Source organism: Thermoactinomyces intermedius (assembly GCF_013912365.1).
In the GTDB taxonomy this organism is placed as follows: Bacteria; Bacillota; Bacilli; order Thermoactinomycetales; family Thermoactinomycetaceae; genus Thermoactinomyces; species Thermoactinomyces intermedius.
Window position 1 is genome coordinate 32,354 of record NZ_JACETT010000059.1, and the last position, 18,660, is coordinate 51,013.

The following is an 18,660-nucleotide window of genomic DNA, read 5'->3' on the forward strand; positions in this document are numbered from 1 at the left end:
AATCATCATGTCTTTTTGAGGTGTTTCATGAAGAACCAGATTCAATTCACCCATGTCGTTTCCGGAGAAGAAGACGGGAAAATGCTGAAACAAATTCTCCGCAACAAGTACCGTTTTTCCAAAAGAATGATGACCCGCCTGAAAAGGAACCGGTTGGTCACGGTCAACGGCAAAGAGCGGTATTTTACGAGCCGGGTCACGGAAGGGGACCGGATTGAAATCCGCTATATGGAAGAGGAATCGGAAACCGTGCTCCCCCAACCCGTTCCTTTTGACATTGTCGAAGAAGATGAAGATTTGATCGTGATTGACAAGCCGCCCGGTCTGGTGGTCCACCCCACGCGCGGCTATAAGGAAGGCACTTTGGCCAACGGGTTGATTTACCATTGGGAACAAAGAGGGGAACGAAGAAAGTTCCGGCCGGTGACCCGGCTGGACCGCGACACATCCGGACTGATGGTGGTGGCCAAACATGCATACACGCATGCTTTTTTGGCGGCCCAAATGGAAAAAAAACATTATGAACGAAGCTATCATGCCGTTGTCCACGGGCAGGTGGAAACTGACAGCGGCACCATCGACAAGCCCATTCAAATGTTGCCGGAGGAAAAAGGGGGACGCGTCGTTTCTGAGGAAGGCGTCCGGGCCGTCACCCACTTTCAGGTCGTCAAGCGCTTCCGGGAAGCCACCTTGTTGCGTTTGTGGTTGGAAACCGGCCGCACGCATCAGATCCGGATTCATTTGGCATCCATCGGGCATCCCATCATTGGCGATCCCTTGTACGGGACCGGGGATGACCAACATCTGATCGGGCGGCAAGCCTTGCACGCTTCTTACCTCCGTTTGCTTCATCCCCGGTGGCATGAATGGAAAGAATGGGAGTCCCCGCTTCCGGAGGATATCCGGCAACTGCTCGAAACATTGAAAGCCGGAGCGTGTTGAAGCATGCAGACTTGGCAGGGACCAAGCCGGGTCTGCATCTTGTTAAATTTTCAAATATTCAAAATTTTATTTGTGGAATTTTATAGAATACGATATAATCAATATTGAAAAATGGTTTGCAAGATCTCATGTTCTCTTGGAAAGGCAACGGTTTCAGAAAATAAATGTCGCAATCTTCTGTATAATAAAAAAGGAGGAGATTGTGTTGCGCCGGCCTTGGTGTTTTCTGCTTTGTCTGTTGTTGGCCTTCAGCATGTTTTTGCCCGCCGGATGGGTCGGGGCCGAAAGTGAGGAAATTCCCCCTCCCCAACCGATGGGAAATGTGATCAGCAATCAGTTGCCCCCTCCTTCTGAAGACACCACCCCCGGAACCTGGTTTTTGGGAGCCACCCCGCCAAATGCCGACCCGAACAAGCTTCCCGTCGTCTTTGTCCAAGGAATGAACGGAAAAGCTCAAAACTGGTGGAGTGAGACCAATTACCACGGGTTGAATGACATGTATGAAACCGCATACAACCACGGTTACCGGACCGCTTTTGTCCAATTGTATGATGCCGGCGGAAAGCCGTCCAGCCAGTGGGATAACGGGGAATTGCTGGCCCGGATGTTGAAGGAAATTTATGATCATTTCGGACAAAAGGTGAATATTGTCGCTCACAGCAAAGGCGGTCCCGACACGCAGGCGGCCTTGATTCATTATGGCGCGTATCCGTATGTTTCCAAAGTGGTCACCTTGGGCTCCCCGCATCACGGTTCGCATCTGGCGGATTTGGCACACAGTTCCTGGGCCGGGTGGCTGGCAGAGTTGCTGGGACAGCGGTCGGATGCGACTTATTCCTTGCAAACGGGCGAAATGGCAAAGTATCGCGAACAAACCGACAGTCATCCCGATGCAGATAAAAACGTTTATTACACCGCCGCGGGCACCAATTGGGGACCCGGTTTGTCGGCCTTGTGGTTTGGCGGGTTCTACTTGTCTTCCCATGGAGACAATGACGGGTTGGTGAATGTCTGGAGTACCGAACTTCCTTACGGAAACCATCTGTTTACCAAGGATGTGGATCATGATGCCATCCGGACCGGAACCGTCGCCTTTGCGGAAATCGATTCCGTGCTTTGCTCCGGTCAGGTGGTGCAAACCCGGGCGGATGTTCCCCGGATGACGGAAGAAAGCGCCGACCATTTTGTCAGAGGGGGGCCGTTGACGGCAGGAACGCAAGCGGAAGAAACGATTCCGGTGGATGCCGGTTCGCAAGAAATCCTTTTTACCGTGCTTACCAAATCCCCTGAAGTGGAAGTCCGGTTGACCTCGCCATCGGGTAAAGTTTACACCGAAACCAGCAGCGTATTTTCCCAAGCAACGGATGAAACCTTCTTTCAAGGGGCGGCCGTGCAGATGTTTCATTTGAAAGGAAACCAGGTGGAAAGCGGAAACTGGACGATACAAATGAACAGTCCGCAAACCGATGCTTATCTCTTGATCACCACCTATTCCGGAACGGATACCCTTTCGTTCGCCCTTCCGGCCAAAGCCGCTTCCGGCCGTATCCCTTTACAGATGAATTGGAAAAACCCGGATTTGAAACAACTGCAAGCATCCATCCAAGTGATTTCCCCGCGGGGGGAGAAAATGCATACCGAAAACATCACCGTCGGACAAATCCGGAAAAATGTACCGGATCTGACTGACCGTATCGGGTTGAAAGAGCCGGGCACCTACAATGTCACCATCGATCTTCAGGGAACCAAAGCCGACGGAACGCCTTTTGCACGCACCATCATCCGGTCGGTTTACATCGGGCATCCGTGAGCGGACGGGTGGTGGCCGCGTCTGTAAGCCGGCATCCGGAGAATTTTGGCGGCGTCAGCAGGGAATGTTTTAAAACAAACCGCGCAAGACAGCGGGCAATGTATCCAATTGTTGCCTGCTGTCTTTTTTGTATGAACCGGTTTTCCGGCCGGGAGAAACGGGCAATTTTCGGAGGGGACTCAAAACGCCATGTATTACAGCCATGTATTATAATAAGAGACAAAATTTGCGACCGGGGTGACCGGGGATGCTATCATAATTTCCAAATGGCCGGACATAAAAATGTTTTGAATAAGGAGATGAATGATTCATGGCGCAAAAAGAAAAGCCGGTAGCCTGGGTTGTCGGCGGCCCCAAAGGCCTGGGCGTGATGGTGGCCAAAGGGTTGGCTGAGGATGGTTACCGGATTGTGATCAATTATCGACAAAGTCGGAGTGCGGCGCAAAAATTGAAAACAGAGATCGAAAAAAATGGAGGAGAAGCGATCATTCTCCAAGGCGATATCAGCAACAAAGAGGATATCCGGCGCATGGTCGGTAAGGTCCGTGAAGATTTGGGAAGAATCGATGCCCTTGTCTGCACAGCCGGACCGTTTATTTTCAAGAAAACGCCCGTGATCGATTTTACGGATGAACATTGGCGTGACATGATCGACGGCAATTTATCCGGCGTTTTTTATCTGGTGCGGGAAGTGATTCCGATGATGCGCAGGCAGGGAGGAGGGCGGATCATTACCTTCGGGTATCCGGAAGCGGATAAAGTGTTCGGCTGGACCGGTTACGGGCCCTATGCCGCCGCAAAAACGGGATTGGCGGTGTTGACGCAAACGCTGGCCCGTGAGGAAGCGGCCCATCAAATTACCGTCAATATGATTCTGCCCGGGGATATTCGCGATCCTTATAAAGAAGCACCTATTTGCGAAGCGAGGGGGAAGGAAGATCAACGCACCCCGGTCGGAAGGCCGGGCACCGGGGAGGATGTGGCACGTGTGGTCCGTTTTTTGGTCCATCCCGATTCCGATTTTATCACCGGTGCCATGATTCCAGTGACTGGGGGTTTCATCAACACGTGATATTATGTAGAATGAGCATAAGATTCGTGTAATATTGCTGTAATATTTTTTAAAAATGACAAACCATTTTGCAGGCTCTTACGTTATAATGGGTAAGTATTCGAGAGAACAAAGATTTACTTCTTTTGGAGAAACCAACTCCAAGCAAACCAACAGCCGGCACTGACCAGTCCGCCGATCAGACCGGTGATTCCTGCAACTTTCCATAAATAGAAAGTAAGGAAAAGGCTGATGATCCCGGTCAACCGACTGGAAAAAACCGCAGCTTTTTTGTGCATGACGCTCACCACCTTTTCGTTTATCATAGCACAAAAGCGGATGTGCAGGAATTGGTCAGTCTTATTGTCAAATTATCTATTGGTTTTCGTGCTTTTTTAAAGGTGGAAGCATGGATTGGATAGAACAATGGTTTCGGGAGGGTAATCGATGGATGATTTTCGCAGGGTGAGCATGAAAAGTGGTTATAGCCCGATGCCCCCGCGCTCACGCAGTGAACGAGTGGGTCCCCGTTCGCGTTCCCGTTCAGGTGGCGGCGGCGGACGCAAACCGCCCAAAACCGGGTGGAAGAGATTTCTTTCTTGGAAATGGCTTGTATTGGTATTGGTGACATCTTTGCTCCTGATGGTGGGCGGATGTTCAGCCATTATGTTAAGCGAAGGCACTTATGATTTGAAAAAAATCCAAAAAGAAAATATGCCATTTAGTTCCAAGCTGTATGATGCCAATGATGAAGTGATTGCCACCATTGGTACAAAACAGCGTGAGTGGGCGGATATTGAACAGTTAAAAGCAAAAAACCCGATGCTGGTCGACGCTTTTGTCAAAACGGAAGACCGTCGTTTCTATAAACATATCGGGGTTGACTTTGAAGGTTTGTCCCGGGCTGTGGTCAAAAACATCATCGCCATGGGTGCGGCCGAAGGGGCAAGTACCATCACCCAACAGGTTTGTAAAAACATTATCTTGGAAAATGCCGAAAAGACCATGACCCGGAAGATCAAGGAACTGGGTTGTGCGCTGAATCTGGAAAAGAGATACAGCAAAGATGATATTTTGGAAGCTTATTTGAACTTTATCGGGTTCGGTGGTCGGGTAGCCGGTGTGCGTCTGGCTTCCAAGGTGTATTTCGGCAAGGATCCGGTTAAAGAAAAACTGGAGCCGCAAGAAGTGGCCATGCTGGCCGGAATGCCCAAAGCGCCCAACAAGTATAATCCGCTGAAACATCCGGAAAAAGCCATCGAGCGCCGGAACGTCGTCTTGACGATGGTCATGCCGTTGGATGACGTGATGGAGCCGATGATTTCGGAAGAAGAGGCCAAAAGGCTGGCACAAAAGCCACTGGATACTTGTAAAGAGTGTGAACAAGAATATCTGAAACAAAACGAGTTTGATGCTTATAAAGATTTGGTCATTGATGAATTGGAAGAAATATACGGCTTGAATGAAGAAGATTTGGAACAACTGGGACTCAATATTTATACCGGTTTGAATTTGAAAGCCCAAAAAGCGGTGGAAGAGGCCCTGAAAGATGATTCGCTGTTTACCAATAATGAAGGAGAATCCTTGAAGGGGGCCGACGCCGGGATTACCATTATTGATCCCAAAACGGGGCTGATCCGGGCCGTGGGAGGAGGCCGTGAATACAAACCGGGATACCGGAACCGGGCGGTGGCCGATCCAGTGCAACCGGGATCGACGATCAAACCGTTGACCGTTTATTCCCCGGCGATTCAGGATCTTGGTTATAATGAATATTTCACGGTTGAAGACAAAAAGGTGGACTTTGCCGGCGACTGGAATCCGAGCAACTACTCGGGAGGTCCCAAGGGCGAGGTCAGCATGAAATACATGGTGGCCAACTCGCTGAACTTGTCGACGATTCACTTGCTGAGAGAAGTCGGACTGGAACGGGCCTATAATTACGGGCAAAAACTGGGCCTGGATTTGCAACCGGCGGATAAAGGATATGCACCGCTTGCTCTGGGAGGTTTGAACAAAGGGGTTACTTCCAAGCAAATGGCGCAAGCGTACTCCGTCTTCCCGAATAAAGGTTCTTACAAGCAGGCGTACACCATCCGGAAAGTGGTGCAAGGTGACAAAGAGTTGGAGCCCAAAAAAGAAAAAGATGAAAAAGAAACCAAAGTCTTTGATGAAAAGACCGCTTATTGGATGACCCGCATGTTGAAGAATGTCATTACCGAAGGTTCCGGTAAAAAAGCCGCCTTGCATAACGACTGGGATGTTGCCGGAAAAACCGGTACGATCCAAGGCGGGCAAGCCGGATGGTTTGTCGGGTACACCCCCAATATGGTGATGGCCGTCAACGTGTTCTATCCCCAAGGCGGACAGGACAACCCATACCTGACCGGGGGAAGCGCACCGGCGAAAATCTTCGGTTATGTGATGAACAAAGCACTGGAAGGGGAGAAACCTCAGAAATTCCAGTTTAACGCACCTGAACCGCAACCGCCGTTTGAGTTGAAACAACCTCAATTAAGTGCGTCACAACAAAGTGACGGTATTCTCTTGAAGTGGGGTGCCCAGGGAGACCGCGTCAAATTCCAAGTATGGCGTGCAGAAGAAGGGCAAGACTTCCAGATGATTAAAGAATTGCCCGGAACCGTGGGAGAATATAAAGATCCCGTGCAACCGCCGCAAGGAGGAAACTTCCTGGATAATATCTTCGGCGGAGGAGGGCAACCTGCCTCCAAAACCTACCGCTATAAAGTGGTGGCCATTGACACGGAGAAAAACGAACAAAAAGAATCCGGTGTCGTTTCCGTTACGCTGGCCCCGAAAGGGGGAGAAAAACCGGATGATGGGGAGAAACCGGAAGATCCGAATAATCCGGGCAATGGAGACGACAATAATAACTTCCCGTTCCCCGGACCCGGCAACGGCGATGACCAGGGAGATAACGGAAATAACGGAAATAACGGTGACAATGGCAACAAAGATGACAACAAAGGGGGATGGCCCTGGTAATCCAAAGACCAGCCAAGTTTTTGGCTGGTCTTTTCTTATGCCTGTGATCATAAACTAGTCCTGACAGTCGGACAAAGGAGTTAGGGTTGTATGTGGTCACTGAGGCGATGGAGTTTGGTTCTCCGGATCAGTTTTGTCTATGCGGGAACCGCGGTGGGGGCCGGATTTGCTTCCGGACAGGAAATCATGCAGTTTTTTACTTCTCATGGGAAAGACAGCATTTGGGCAGTCCTGTTTGCCGTCGGGATGTTTTCGTGGCTGGGGGTTCGCATGCTTCTTTTGGGAAGCCGGTTGGGCACCCCTTCTTATGAAGATTTCAACTGTTATTTGTTTGGCGAATATTGGGGGAAATGGATGAGCCGGTTGATCAGTCTCATGTTATTCGGCATCACAACCGCCATGTTGTCCGGCTCGGGAGCTTTGTTTGAAGAACAACTTGGCTTGTCTTTTCATCTGGGGGTCCTGGCGACGATCTTCATTGCATATGTCGTGATTTTAAGGGGAATGGACGGCATCTTGTCGGTCAATTCCCTGGTCGTTCCCATGATGCTTCTGTTTATCGGAATGGTTGCGCTTCATACCTGGAAGACAGCGGATTGGTCTTCTTATATGCCCTTTCCATTGGGGCCGTCCCGCTATCATTGGCTGGTGCCGTCCCTCATTTACGTGGCTTATAATTTGTCGTTGATGCAGGCGGTCTTGATTCCGTTGGGGGCCAAAGTGGCCGATGAGCCTGTGGTGATGGCGGGAGGGCTGTTGGGCGGCTTGGGATTGGGGTTGATGCTTTTTGCCAGCAACCTCGCCATGCAGATATATTGGACGGATGTGTCTCATCTGAAGATTCCCATGGCTTTTGTCATCAGCCGTTTGGGTGCCGGGCTCAAATACTTTTTTTTGTTGGTGATGTGGGCGGAGATTTTGACAACTCTCATCGGTAATGTATACGGGTTGACGGTCAGTTTGAAACCATGGATTCCGTACCGTCCGGCGACCGTGATGGCCGTGATCTTTGGATTGGGCTATTTGTTTTCCTTGTTCGGTTTTCCGGTGTTGATCGGGTTTTTGTACCCTTTTTTCGGTTATGCCGGGCTGATGACCCTGATCCGGTTGGCACTTTGCCGTTTGCCGGCATAAATTGTTAAAAAACGGGGAAGGAGGGGACGGCATGCATTTTGTGTATATCGTGGCCGGCGCTTATCTGATGGGGGCTTTGCCGCTTCATCTCTGGGCTTTGGGAAAGCATCCGTTCCGGTCCCGATTGCAGCCGCGCGAATATTTTTTAATGATTGTGATCGACTTGGTAAAAGGAATGGCGGCCACCCTTTTCGGCATGGCTTTGGGAGGTTGGCCGGGAGCGTGTCTGGCGGCGGTCTTGGTTGTCGCCGGCAGCATGTATTCTGTGTTTTTGGGTTTTCAAGGGAATTACGGATTGACCGTCGCCGCGGGAGCATTGCTGATTTTGAGCCCTGTGCTGGTTTTGGTGGGAATCATTATTTATTTTTTCAGTTTGCTGTTTACCCGTTATCTGTTTTTGTCCACACTGCTTACGACTATGGCGATGATTGTTCTCGGATTGATTCTGGTGACCCATTTTTATGCCTGGCTGGTCATTTTGGTTTTGGGAAGCCTCATTCTCTTTAGGATGAAGCCGAATTGGCGGCACATCCGCCGGAATTTGGAACCGCCGTACCGGTTTAAAAAGTTCTTTCGCCGGATACATTAAAAATGCTCAAAGCGAAATGGAAATTTTGTATCCGGCATGTTTGCGCACCTGAAACACTCCGGTGTCAAAGATTAAGTATTGTGCTTTGATGCCGATCAATGTTCCGCGGAAAGCCGGTTGTTTTTTAAAGTTCAGGGAAGTGATTTTATCGGGAACTTGAAGCTGGGGATAAGTGAATTCATGAATTTCCGTCTCAGGAAGAATGTAAGGCTGGAATCGTTCCGGCAGTTTTTTGATCAGTTCTTTCCGGGTTTCATACAAATCCGCATCGTTGATTTCATTTTTCAGCATTTTGCGCCAGTTGGTTTTGTCCGTGATGAATTGGGAAAGGAAGATTTCCGCTTCGCCGGCGTCTTTGCGTGTGGCCACTTCCAAAATGGGCAATGCCTGTACCGCCCCTTGATCGATCCAGCGGTTGAACCGGTTGCTTTTTCGCGTGATGCCGACTTTGATATCGCTGGATAAAGCGAGGTAAACAATATGGGGGCACATGCAATGTTGCTCACCGAAGGCGTTGTCCCGGCAAGTTCCCTGCTGGAAATGGCACAATTCCGGCTTGACGATGCAAAGGTCATTGATCGGGAGTTTTTTAAAACAAGGAAAGCATGAGCTGTTGTTGCCGTAAAATTTTTTGGTTTTCCGACCGCAATACCGGCATCTTAACTCATCAAGAAATCGGATTTCCATTTCCCTGCCCAAATAATCGTTCAAAGGGATGACTTGGTCATCCACTTTCAGCTCATATTGTACAGGCCGGGAAGGGCGATGCTTCAGCGGCTCTAAAAATCCGGTGCATTTCACTGTAAAACTCCTTATCTTTATGGAATCGACTTAATATATTAGTATAGCAAACGGGAAAGTGCCCAACAATGAAAAGTCGGGAGAATCACCGTGATCTTTCGGAAAGGGAATGCATATAGTATACTAAAAAAAGGAGCTTGCGAATGAGACAAGGAGGGAAGCAAGCGATGTTTGACACACTCCTTCTAGCCAAAGAGAAATTGTTGCGCGAAAACAACCGGAACGATTTTGATTGCTTTGCCAAATCGGTGCAAAAGCTGAAAAGGGATATGGAGGCATTGGGGATCAAGCCGACGAAAGAAAAGTTGTACGGGCGACCCTATCAAAGCCAATAATGAAAAGAGAAGGAGATTCCATGGATCACCAACACTTTCCGAAGCAAAGTCCTCTTTACCACGCTGTCCATCGCGACCGGTACGAACGGCAGGCATTGATGAGGGAATTGGAAAAGAAGACGGGACGCCGCATTTTGGTGTACATGGCGAACCTGACACATCCGGACAGTGCCATTACCCGGGAAGATATTGCTCCGTTTTATGAGATTGTTTCTTCTTTGGAGGACCAGTGTGATGTGGATTTGATCATCGAAAGCCCCGGAGGCGATCCGAATGCGGCGGAAACATTGGTGCACACGCTGTTTTCCAAAACCAGGCATCTTCGGGTGATTGTCCCGCAGGCAGCCAAGAGTGCGGCCACCTTGATCAGCCTGGCTGCGGATGAAATCGTGATGAGCGACACATCGGAACTGGGTCCGATCGATCCTCAGGTATCGATTCCGACCGTGCTCGGTTATCAATACCGGCCCGCTCAAGCGTTCCTGAACGGACTCGAATTGATTAAAAAAGAGCATGCGAATGGACAACCTTTAAATGCAGCCTACCTCCCTTTTTTGCAGGGCGTGGATGCGGCATTGATCGACTTCTGCCATAAATCGATTGAACATTCAAAACGTTTGGCCGTCAAGTGGTTGAGCCGGTCCATGCATAAAAACAATCCGCTGAAGGCCAAGCGGATTGCCGAGACGTTGATCAACATCGACAAATATCCGAATCACGGTTCAGTCATCGGGTATGAGGAGGCCAAAGCGATCGGGTTGAAAGTGGTGTACCTGCCGGCCGGGGATGAATTCTGGCAGGGGATGTGGCGGCTTTACACGCGTTACTTGGTGTATATGCGTGAGAAAACCGCCGTGAAGCTGTTTGAAAGTCATGATGTCTCCATCATGGTTTAAAATTTTATTTTTTTCATTTTTTGTTGAAACTTTTCCGAAGCATGATCCGTTATAATAGACAGAGAAGCAAACAGACGCAGCACAAAGATGCAACAATGGATGGAGCAGGGAAACCAACTTTCCTTTCCGATTGTAAATGGATGATCTCATGTTCTCACGCGTCACTGATGGCAAGTAGAAATCCAAAACGTTTGACCCCCTTAAGCAGACAGGTTGGCGGGATCCGCCAACCTGTCTGCATTTTCACGCTTATTTCATCAACTTATTCATGGTGACAAGCAGTTCGTCAATCACTTCCATTTCCCCTTCTTGGAGACGTTCCACCACACAACTTCTCAAATGGCCTTCCAGAAGAATTTTGCCCACACTGTTTAAAGCCGATTGGATCGCTGCAATCTGATTTAACACATCATCACAGTAAGTATCATTGTCGATCATTTTTTTGACGCCACGAATTTGTCCTTCAATGCGGTTGAGCCGGGAAATCAGATTGTTTTTCACTTTGTCGGGGTGGTGGCTTTTCCGGGGTGCCCCCGCCGGGCAATCCGAAGACGGTTTCTGCGTTTGCATACCATTCACCTGCTTTTTACAATGATGCACTTGCTATCATTATACCTGTTCAGGAGACAAATGCTTCAGAAAAAAAGAGGAGGTGGCTTGAATTGCTTCTTCCAGCTGAGGAGTCATTTTTTCAAAAGGATGGACCGCACCCATGGTGTGATTGGCCCCTTCGATGAGACAGAGAGAGGCCTTGTCTGCCAAATCAGCCATTTCTTGTGCTCCTTCCAAGAAGCCGGGGAGATCTTCGGTTCCTTGCACGATGAGCAGAGGAATATGCAGGTCGGAAAGCCGTTTTTTGATGTCAAACCGTTCCCGGTTCTGCCGGATGTCCTCGATGACTTCCCGGCGGACGGGCAAAAGTTGTCCGGTGCGTGCATTGGATACATAGCCGATACCCTTGCGCTCGATGTCGTCCATCACTTCGGGAGCAAAGAAGTCGGCCCGGTGAATGCTGTTCCAAACGGCAACCGCTTTGATCCGGTCCGGGTGATCCAAGGCATGGATCAGGCTGTTGCCTCCTCCGCGGCTGTGGCCGAAAAGTCCGATTCGTCCCGGATCGATGGCATCCGCATGCGGAAAGTCCCCTTCGCGGACCTTTTGGATCAAAAAGGCCAAATCTTCCTGTTCCCGGCTGAAGGTGTTCAATGAAAATTTCTCCAACTCCGTAAAGTTTTCCAAATCCTCGCCGATTCCATTCATGGAAAAGTTAAACGTGACGGCAACAAAGCCGGTTTCTGCCAGTTTTTCGGCCAATACGGGGAAAAACCCCCAATCCTTGAATCCTTTGAAACCGTGGCAAATGAAAAGGACCGGCGAGGGTGATTGCAGTTTCGGCAAGCGGACATCTCCGCGGATGACACGATTTTCTTTTCCCAAATCGAAAGAAAAAGATTTTTTAAGCAAAGTGTTGTCTCTCCCTTCCGCTGCAGGTCTGAAAATTGAAACCCGTTTTCCTTTCTTTTATAATGATAACGAACGAAGTGAATAGAAGAAAAGGTCTTTCTCCGACAGGAGAAAGGTAATAGGGAAGACCGGTTGGAATCCGGCGCGGCCCCGCCACTGTATTTGGGGAGGACGGCTCTTGATGCCACTGTTTTCGCAAGAAAACGGGAAGGCGAGCCTGACGATGACCCATAAGCCAGGAGACCTGCCTTTTCTGTTTACTTACGTTCTCCTTCGGGGGTGAGGAGAGACGTATGCACTTGGCCCGTTGTGTGTCTCATGCCGGGCTGGTGTTTTGCATGCATGTAACTCCTGTGCCCCGTCAGCACGGGTTTTTTTATTGGCAACAGAGAGGGGTTCAAACATGAAACAATGCAAGTGGAGAGTTTTTTCCCTGGGGATCGCACTTTTGGTCCTGATCGGCGGAATCGCCGGCTGTTCTCCGCAAAACCAGGATGATTCGGCCGTGCAATACGGGCCGATGCAAGACAGAAGCGTCCATTATCCGCTGACCCTGAAAGATCAGACAGGCAATCAGGTTCAGATTGAAAAAGAGCCGAAGCGTATCGTATCCCTGATGCCGAGCAACACGGAACTTTTATTTGCGCTGGGTGCGGGAAAGCAAGTGGTCGCGGTGTCCGATCAGGATGATTATCCGGGAGAAGTCAAAAATTTGCCCAAAGTCAGTGCATTCCAAATCAATGCGGAACAAGTGGTGGCTTTAAAGCCGGATCTGGTTGTGGCAAGTTCCGGAAATGAAAAACAAGTCCTGGATCAATTGAAAAAAATGGGGATTCCCGTGTTGGTGGCCGATCCCAAAAGCACCAAAGAGATTTATGAGTCCATTGTCATCTTGTCGCAAGCAACCAATCATCTGAAAGAGGCGGACCAATTGGTTGCCAAAATGGAAAAACAATTGCGGGCGGTTTATGCCAAGGTGGCTCAAATCCCGGAAGAAAAACGGGTGAAAGTGTGGATTGAATTGGACGGCAACTTGTATACGGTCGGGGGAGACACCTTTATGCATGAATTGCTCCAATTGGCCGGCGGAAAAAACGTGGCGCAAGGGCTGAAAGGATGGCCCAAAGTTTCTCCGGAACAAGTGGTGAAATGGAATCCGGATGTGATTGTTTCGTTGCATGGCGATACCGAAGAAATCAAGAAAAGGGCAGGCTGGCAATCCATCCGTGCCATTCAGGAAGGCCGGGTTTACGCACTGGAGCCGGATTTGTTGAGCCGTCCCGGTCCGCGTGTTTACGATGGGGTCAAACAATTGGCGGAAACATTGTATCCTGACCGGTTTGGTGAGAGTGCCCGATGACGATCGGCAAAATGAAGTGGTTGTGGGGAGGAGGGCTGTTGATCGCCCTGATCCTCTCCGTTTCCCTCGGGGTTTTTCTGGGAAGCACGCATGTCGGGTTTTGGACGGTGTGGAAAGTCATTTTGCAACATACCGGCCTGATGGACGGGGTGAACATGGATGAAGCCGACGCCGCCATTATTTGGGAGTTGCGGCTTCCCCGCGTGTTGTTGGTGGGGTTGGTCGGAGCTTGTCTGGCGACGGCCGGAGTGATTTATCAGGGATTGCTCAAAAACCATTTGGCGGACCCGTATATCTTGGGGGTGTCTTCCGGTGCGGCTGTCGGAGCGGCTTTGGCCATCATCACCGGCTGGGGGAACCGGTCCGGCTGGATGCTTCCTCTTTTCGCTTTTCTGGGAGCTTGTCTGGCGCTTTTGTTGGTGCTTCAGCTGGGGAGAGGACGGGGAGCGTCGCAGGCGACGTCATTAATTCTGGCCGGTGTGGTGATCCAAGCGTTCTTCAGCGCGGTGTTGACCTTGGCCATTTCGACTTCCCCGGAGGAAATGCAGCGGATTCAATTTTGGCTGATGGGCAGTTTTGCTTTTCGTGGGTGGCAACACATCGGTTTGATGCTGCCATTTTTTCTCATCGGCTTTTTCGTTTGCTGGCGGTTTTCACGGGAACTGAATTTGATGGCGTTGGGAGAAAGATCGGCTCACCATCTTGGCGTCCATGTGGAGAAAATGCGGATTTTTTTATTGATCATCGCTTCCCTGATGACCAGTGCGGCTGTCGCCGTTTCGGGAATGATTGGTTTTGTCGGATTGGTGGTCCCTCACATCATGCGCATGTTGACGGGGGCCGATCACCGGTTTTTGCTTCCTTTGTCGGCGTTGTTCGGGGCTTCCTTTCTCATTTGGGCCGACGGGTTGTCCCGGATGGTGCTGGCCCCTCAGGAACTTCCGATTGGTGTGGTGACAGCCTTTGTGGGGGCTCCTTTTTTCGCGGGCATTTTGCGCAGACATCAGAGAAGTCAGGGATGAAAGGAGACAAACGATGTTAAAAGCGGCCGGACTGGCGAAAAAGTTGGGGCAACGCTGGGTGTTGAAAGAGATTTCTTTTCAAGTCAAACCCGGGGAAATGTTGGGCATCATCGGTCCGAATGGAAGCGGAAAAAGCACATTGCTGCGCCTTCTCACCGGGGAGGATGCTCCGGATGCCGGAAAAGTTTGGTTGGATGGTCAGCCGCTCGAATCGTATCCGCTCAGAGAAAGGGCCAAAAAATGGGCGGTATTGACGCAGGAACAGGTTTCGGATCTTTCTTTCACGGCTGAAGAAGTTGTTTTCATGGGACGTTATCCCTATCGCCGCCGCTTTTTCGGACAGACCGGGGAAGACCGGATGGTGGTGGACCGGGTCATGCGGGAAACACAGGTTTATCCGGTCAGACATCGTCTGTATTCCGAATTGAGCGGAGGGGAACGGCAACGGGTATCCATCGCCCGGGTGATGTCGCAGGAGCCCCGGTTGCTGATATTGGATGAACCGACCACTTATTTGGACATTCACTATCAGCTGGCAGTGCTGGACCGGTTGAAAAACTGGCAAAAAAGGGACGGATTGACGGTGATTGTGGTCCTGCATGATTTAAACCTGGCCGCCCAATATTGTGACGCGCTTCTGGTGCTGAAAGACGGAAAGCTGGTAAGAACCGGCACGGCGAGGGAGGTGATCGAGCCCGGCCTTGTTGAAGAAGTATATGGCGTCAGGCCGGTTATCATTGATCACCCGACCCACCATGTTCCGCAAATTCTTTTAACATCCGCCAAGGGTGTTTATCAGGAGGAGATATCGTGAAAATTTACACCCGTACGGGAGATGAAGGAAAAACCAGTGTGATCGGCGGACGTGTGGATAAAGATGACATCCGCGTGGAAGCCTATGGGACCGTCGATGAGCTGAATGCGTTTGTCGGAGATGCCATCACCCGGTTGGATGACGAAAAGTATGCCGATCTGATCGGGCATTTGACCGAAATCCAACATGAATTGTTTGATGCCGGAGCCGACCTGGCACAAGCGGGGGAAAAGCGGCAGTATAAGGTGAATGCAGAGATGGTCCGTCGCCTTGAAAACTGGATTGATCAGTATGAGAAAGAGTGCCCGGAGTTAAAACGGTTTATTTTGCCGGGAGGAACCCGGGGAGCGGCCGCATTGCACATTTGCCGCGTACTGGTGCGCCGGGCGGAACGCATGGTGGTGACGTTGTGCCGTGAACAAAAGACCAATGAGGAAGTCCGCCGCTACTTAAACCGCTTGTCCGACTTTTTCTTCGTCGCGGCAAGGGTGGCCAATGTGAGGGAAAATGTGGCGGATGTGGAATATAAAAGAGGCGGCCAAGTGTTCAAATGATTTTATTCAGGATAGAATAAGAATAATGATGTCCAACAAGGAGGGCTGAAATTGGCACTGAAAATGTACTGGTATCCGAAATGTGGGACGTGCCGTAAGGCCAAAAAATTTTTGGAGGAACACGAAGTGCAGTTCACTGAGCAAAATATTGTCGAAAACCCTCCTTCCCGCGATGAATTGGCTCAGTTTGTTTCCATAAGCGGACAACCCGTCAAAAAGTTTTTCAACACCAGCGGCAAGAAATACCGTGAACTCGGATTGTCCAAAAAGCTGAAAGAGATGAGCGAAGAAGAGCAGTTGGATCTTCTGGCGTCGGACGGGATGCTGATTAAGCGGCCGCTTATTACCGACGGAAACCAGGTCACGGTCGGTTTTAAAGAAGAAGAGTTCAAAGAAAAATGGCTGTAAAGTGACATTGGGTCTGAAAAAAGTTTACGGGCAAGCAAGCCGGAAGGCCTGACAATCTGTCGGGCCTTTGTCCGTACGGGATGGGAGGAATGGCACATGGTCCTGCGGTTGCAGGCGGCATTGCCGGACATCGGCGGCGTCACGGAATGGGTGAATCAAAAGGTTTCAAACGACGACCTCACGGGACAACCTGTGCTTGTTCATTTCTGGTCCGTCAGTTGCGAGTTGTGCAAGATGGGGTTTAAAGAATTGAACAAACTGCGGGAAGAACATCCGCAGGTGGAATTTATAGGTATTCATGTCCCGCGTTCGGAAAAAGATACAGATGTAGACGCGGTGAAAGAAACTATCGTAAAATATGAATTGAAACATCCTCAAGGGATCGATAACAGGCACGCTGTTGTGGATGCCTTTGAGAATGAGTATGTACCGGCATTTTACTTATTCGATGCCAAAGGTCAATTAAGACACCGTTTCGGAGGCGCCAGGGCATTGTCCATGTTAAAGCGCCCGCTGGAACGGATGTCGGGAGAAATTGAATAACGGAGGGAATCGAACAATGAACGTGCCAAAAGAACTGCGGTATTCCAAAGAACATGAATGGGTGGAAACTTTGGAAGACAACAAAGTTCGCATCGGGATTACGGACTTTGCCCAAGACCAGTTAGGAGACATTGTTTTTGTGGAATTGCCTGAGGCAGGACAGGAACTGGCTGCCGAAGAATCGTTTGGCAGTGTCGAATCCGTGAAAACGGTTTCGGAACTTTATGCTCCGGTCAGCGGAAAAGTTCTTGAGGTGAACAGCGGACTGGAAGATTCGCCGGAAAATGTGAATGAATCCCCTTATGGAGACGGTTGGATGATCGTGTTGGAAATGTCCGATCCCTCCGAACTGGAGAAATTGTTGGATGCAAGCCAATATGAAGCGATGGTCAGTGAAGAAGACTGATTCTTAATGTGCCGTCACGGCCTGATTTGTCCTCCTGAAGGAAAATCTCGGTGCAAAAGAGGTTTTTTGACAGGAGGATATTTTTTTGCCTTCCGGCGGCCCGGGCGCTCCCCTTTCCCGGATCGGGAGATTTTTAAAAGTGAAGATTTTCGGTGAACAGAAAAAATTGTCATGTTTTTTCTTTGTATAAATATGTTTGGATAATAGTGATTTGTGATAAAATATATGTAAGACGCCTTATACTCTATGGAACCAAATCGCACCAGGATATGTCGCCGATCATGAGTGGGACAGGGGGGATCGCAGATGAGTTATTGTTGTGGCGCATCAACCATCGGATTTATCGGATCGTATCGTTCAGAGTCCGTCATGGTTCATAAGGTGCCACTGATGTACTGTCCGGTTTGCCATGACGTTCAAGTTCATCCATCGGTGAGAGAAGAGTTCGAGCTAGTGGTGGAGTACGCTCGGGAAGATCGCGTAAGAGAAGTCACCCTCCGAGATACCATTACCCCCGAAATGATCGCTGAATGGAAAGAATATGGCGTAAGTTTTCAAGAGTCTGAAGACTTTGAACCCATCTTGCGCGAACAAATTGATCATTCACTTGACTTGTTGAGAGTATCAAAAGTATTAAATGATAAAGAGTGGGGCGAAGAATTGAAGCATCGTCTCCACGTGTTAAGCGATCAGCTGAAAGAGCTCGAAGAGCAGAAAGAAGAAAGCAAATAAGAAATCCAGCCTAGGTCGTGTAAGCGATCTAGGCTTTTTTATTGGAAAAGGAAGGAGTCTTTTGCAAATAAGTCCGGATTTGATTGACCAAAAGATTGATGGCCACCTGATTGTGCCCTCCTTCAGGAATGATGATGTCGGCATAACGTTTGCTCGGTTCGATGAATTGCATGTGCATCGGACGCACAACGGTCAGATACTGGTTGATCACCGAATCCAGATCTCTTCCTCTTTCTTTGATGTCGCGGTCAATTCTTCTTAAAATCCGGACATCCGCATCCGTGTCAACAAAAATTTTGATATCCATCAGATTGCGCAAACGTTCATCTTCCAAAATCAAAATGCCTTCCAAGATGATGACATCTTTGGGTTCGAGATGTACGGATTCTTTTGCCCGGGTATGCCGTGCATAATCATAAACGGGTTTTTGAACCGGTTGGTAGGTTTTCAGCTGAAGGAGATGTTGATACAACAAATCGTTGTCAAAGGCCAAAGGATGGTCGTAATTGGTTTTGATGCGTTCTTCAAAAGGTAAATGGGATTGATCTTTATAATAAGAATCTTGTTCCAGATAAACCACTGATTCCGAAAACTGTTCCACCAGTTTTTTGGCAATGGTCGTTTTTCCTGAACCGGTTCCTCCTGCAACTCCGATAATGACAGGTTTTGTTGACATGACTGAGCTTCCTTTCTTTCGTCCAAGCTTCATCTTTGCTGATCATACCAATAGATTACATTGATTTCAATAGATAACAGGATATCAAAAAATATAAAATAAGCGTTTTTGTTAATA

The 18,660-nt window shown here is 49.4% G+C and carries 21 protein-coding genes and 1 riboswitch; of the genes, 16 read left to right on the forward strand and 5 right to left on the reverse strand.

Going from position 1 to position 18,660, the window contains the following annotated elements:
• Nucleotides 1-27: 27 nt before the first annotated feature.
• The 3 genes from H1R82_RS12795 to H1R82_RS12805 all read left to right on the forward strand — a co-directional run bounded on the left by H1R82_RS12795 (nucleotide 28) and on the right by H1R82_RS12805 (nucleotide 3,824).
• A complete protein-coding gene (locus H1R82_RS12795) occupies nucleotides 28-942 on the forward strand; it encodes an RluA family pseudouridine synthase (protein WP_181731550.1) in 915 nt (304 codons plus the stop codon).
• Nucleotides 943-1,147: 205 nt separating this feature from the next.
• The gene (locus H1R82_RS12800; protein ID WP_181731551.1) at nucleotides 1,148-2,752 is read left to right on the forward strand and encodes an esterase/lipase family protein; all 1,605 of its coding nucleotides are present in this window, start codon (nucleotides 1,148-1,150) and stop codon (nucleotides 2,750-2,752) included.
• Between the two features lie 310 nt (nucleotides 2,753-3,062).
• The gene (locus tag H1R82_RS12805; protein ID WP_181731552.1) at nucleotides 3,063-3,824 is read left to right on the forward strand and encodes an SDR family oxidoreductase; all 762 of its coding nucleotides are present in this window, start codon (nucleotides 3,063-3,065) and stop codon (nucleotides 3,822-3,824) included.
• A 116-nt stretch (nucleotides 3,825-3,940) separates the two neighbouring features.
• Here H1R82_RS12805 and H1R82_RS12810 read toward each other — a convergent pair whose 3' ends face one another.
• Entirely contained in the window at nucleotides 3,941-4,102 is a 162-nt protein-coding gene (locus H1R82_RS12810; RefSeq protein ID WP_181731553.1) for a hypothetical protein, read from the reverse strand.
• 148 nt (nucleotides 4,103-4,250) lie between these two features.
• On the opposite strand from H1R82_RS12810, the gene H1R82_RS12815 reads away from it, so the two are divergent.
• From H1R82_RS12815 to H1R82_RS12825, 3 genes are all read left to right on the forward strand, one after another.
• Nucleotides 4,251-6,809: a transglycosylase domain-containing protein gene (locus tag H1R82_RS12815; RefSeq protein ID WP_181731554.1), complete on the forward strand. Its 2,559-nt coding sequence runs from the start codon at nucleotides 4,251-4,253 to the stop codon at nucleotides 6,807-6,809.
• A 90-nt stretch (nucleotides 6,810-6,899) separates the two neighbouring features.
• Nucleotides 6,900-7,943 carry a YkvI family membrane protein gene (locus tag H1R82_RS12820; RefSeq protein WP_181731555.1) on the forward strand — a complete coding sequence of 348 codons (1,044 nt, stop codon included), beginning with the start codon at nucleotides 6,900-6,902 and terminating at the stop codon, nucleotides 7,941-7,943.
• 31 nt (nucleotides 7,944-7,974) lie between these two features.
• Nucleotides 7,975-8,532 carry a glycerol-3-phosphate acyltransferase gene (locus H1R82_RS12825; RefSeq protein WP_181731556.1) on the forward strand — a complete coding sequence of 186 codons (558 nt, stop codon included), beginning with the start codon at nucleotides 7,975-7,977 and terminating at the stop codon, nucleotides 8,530-8,532.
• Between the two features lie 6 nt (nucleotides 8,533-8,538).
• On the opposite strand, the gene H1R82_RS12830 is transcribed toward H1R82_RS12825, so the two are convergent.
• Nucleotides 8,539-9,333 carry a DUF2797 domain-containing protein gene (locus tag H1R82_RS12830; protein WP_309544835.1) on the reverse strand — a complete coding sequence of 265 codons (795 nt, stop codon included), beginning with the start codon at nucleotides 9,331-9,333 and terminating at the stop codon, nucleotides 8,539-8,541.
• 143 nt (nucleotides 9,334-9,476) lie between these two features.
• On the opposite strand from H1R82_RS12830, the gene H1R82_RS12835 reads away from it, so the two are divergent.
• Both H1R82_RS12835 and H1R82_RS12840 read left to right on the forward strand, forming a co-directional pair.
• Complete coding sequence (locus tag H1R82_RS12835) at nucleotides 9,477-9,668, forward strand: hypothetical protein (RefSeq protein WP_181731557.1); 192 nt, start codon at nucleotides 9,477-9,479, stop codon at nucleotides 9,666-9,668.
• Nucleotides 9,669-9,688: 20 nt separating this feature from the next.
• Nucleotides 9,689-10,564 (forward strand): SDH family Clp fold serine proteinase, encoded by an 876-nt coding sequence (locus H1R82_RS12840; protein WP_181731558.1) that lies wholly within the window; start codon nucleotides 9,689-9,691, stop codon nucleotides 10,562-10,564.
• A gap of 249 nt (nucleotides 10,565-10,813) precedes the next feature.
• On the opposite strand, the gene H1R82_RS12845 is transcribed toward H1R82_RS12840, so the two are convergent.
• Complete coding sequence (locus tag H1R82_RS12845) at nucleotides 10,814-11,134, reverse strand: metal-sensitive transcriptional regulator (protein WP_181731559.1); 321 nt, start codon at nucleotides 11,132-11,134, stop codon at nucleotides 10,814-10,816.
• Between the two features lie 39 nt (nucleotides 11,135-11,173).
• Complete coding sequence (locus H1R82_RS12850) at nucleotides 11,174-12,028, reverse strand: alpha/beta hydrolase family protein (protein WP_181731560.1); 855 nt, start codon at nucleotides 12,026-12,028, stop codon at nucleotides 11,174-11,176.
• Between the two features lie 74 nt (nucleotides 12,029-12,102).
• Nucleotides 12,103-12,294, forward strand: a riboswitch (cobalamin riboswitch).
• Nucleotides 12,295-12,431: 137 nt separating this feature from the next.
• Here H1R82_RS12850 and H1R82_RS12855 point away from each other — a divergent pair.
• The 8 genes from H1R82_RS12855 to H1R82_RS12890 all read left to right on the forward strand — a co-directional run bounded on the left by H1R82_RS12855 (nucleotide 12,432) and on the right by H1R82_RS12890 (nucleotide 17,867).
• Nucleotides 12,432-13,388, forward strand: a complete 957-nt coding sequence (locus H1R82_RS12855) for an ABC transporter substrate-binding protein (RefSeq protein ID WP_181731561.1) — start codon at nucleotides 12,432-12,434, stop codon at nucleotides 13,386-13,388.
• The gene (locus H1R82_RS12860; RefSeq protein ID WP_181731562.1) at nucleotides 13,385-14,410 is read left to right on the forward strand and encodes a FecCD family ABC transporter permease; all 1,026 of its coding nucleotides are present in this window, start codon (nucleotides 13,385-13,387) and stop codon (nucleotides 14,408-14,410) included. Before H1R82_RS12855 ends, H1R82_RS12860 begins: the two co-directional genes overlap by 4 nt.
• A gap of 13 nt (nucleotides 14,411-14,423) precedes the next feature.
• Nucleotides 14,424-15,224, forward strand: a complete 801-nt coding sequence (locus H1R82_RS12865; protein WP_181731563.1) for a heme ABC transporter ATP-binding protein — start codon at nucleotides 14,424-14,426, stop codon at nucleotides 15,222-15,224.
• Nucleotides 15,221-15,778, forward strand: a complete 558-nt coding sequence (locus tag H1R82_RS12870) for a cob(I)yrinic acid a,c-diamide adenosyltransferase (protein WP_181731564.1) — start codon at nucleotides 15,221-15,223, stop codon at nucleotides 15,776-15,778. Before H1R82_RS12865 ends, H1R82_RS12870 begins: the two co-directional genes overlap by 4 nt.
• 51 nt (nucleotides 15,779-15,829) lie before the next feature.
• Nucleotides 15,830-16,186 (forward strand): arsenate reductase family protein, encoded by a 357-nt coding sequence (locus H1R82_RS12875; RefSeq protein ID WP_181731565.1) that lies wholly within the window; start codon nucleotides 15,830-15,832, stop codon nucleotides 16,184-16,186.
• A 96-nt stretch (nucleotides 16,187-16,282) separates the two neighbouring features.
• On the forward strand, nucleotides 16,283-16,729 hold the full coding sequence (locus tag H1R82_RS12880) for a TlpA family protein disulfide reductase (protein ID WP_232333929.1): 447 nt from the start codon (nucleotides 16,283-16,285) through the stop codon (nucleotides 16,727-16,729).
• A 16-nt stretch (nucleotides 16,730-16,745) separates the two neighbouring features.
• Nucleotides 16,746-17,135: a glycine cleavage system protein GcvH gene (gcvH, locus tag H1R82_RS12885; protein WP_049720543.1), complete on the forward strand. Its 390-nt coding sequence runs from the start codon at nucleotides 16,746-16,748 to the stop codon at nucleotides 17,133-17,135.
• A 306-nt stretch (nucleotides 17,136-17,441) separates the two neighbouring features.
• Nucleotides 17,442-17,867 carry a hypothetical protein gene (locus tag H1R82_RS12890; RefSeq protein WP_037992978.1) on the forward strand — a complete coding sequence of 142 codons (426 nt, stop codon included), beginning with the start codon at nucleotides 17,442-17,444 and terminating at the stop codon, nucleotides 17,865-17,867.
• A 28-nt stretch (nucleotides 17,868-17,895) separates the two neighbouring features.
• Here the strand turns inward: H1R82_RS12890 and udk are convergent, their stop codons facing one another.
• Complete coding sequence (gene udk, locus H1R82_RS12895) at nucleotides 17,896-18,576, reverse strand: uridine kinase (RefSeq protein ID WP_181731566.1); 681 nt, start codon at nucleotides 18,574-18,576, stop codon at nucleotides 17,896-17,898.
• Nucleotides 18,577-18,660 lie beyond the last annotated feature (84 nt).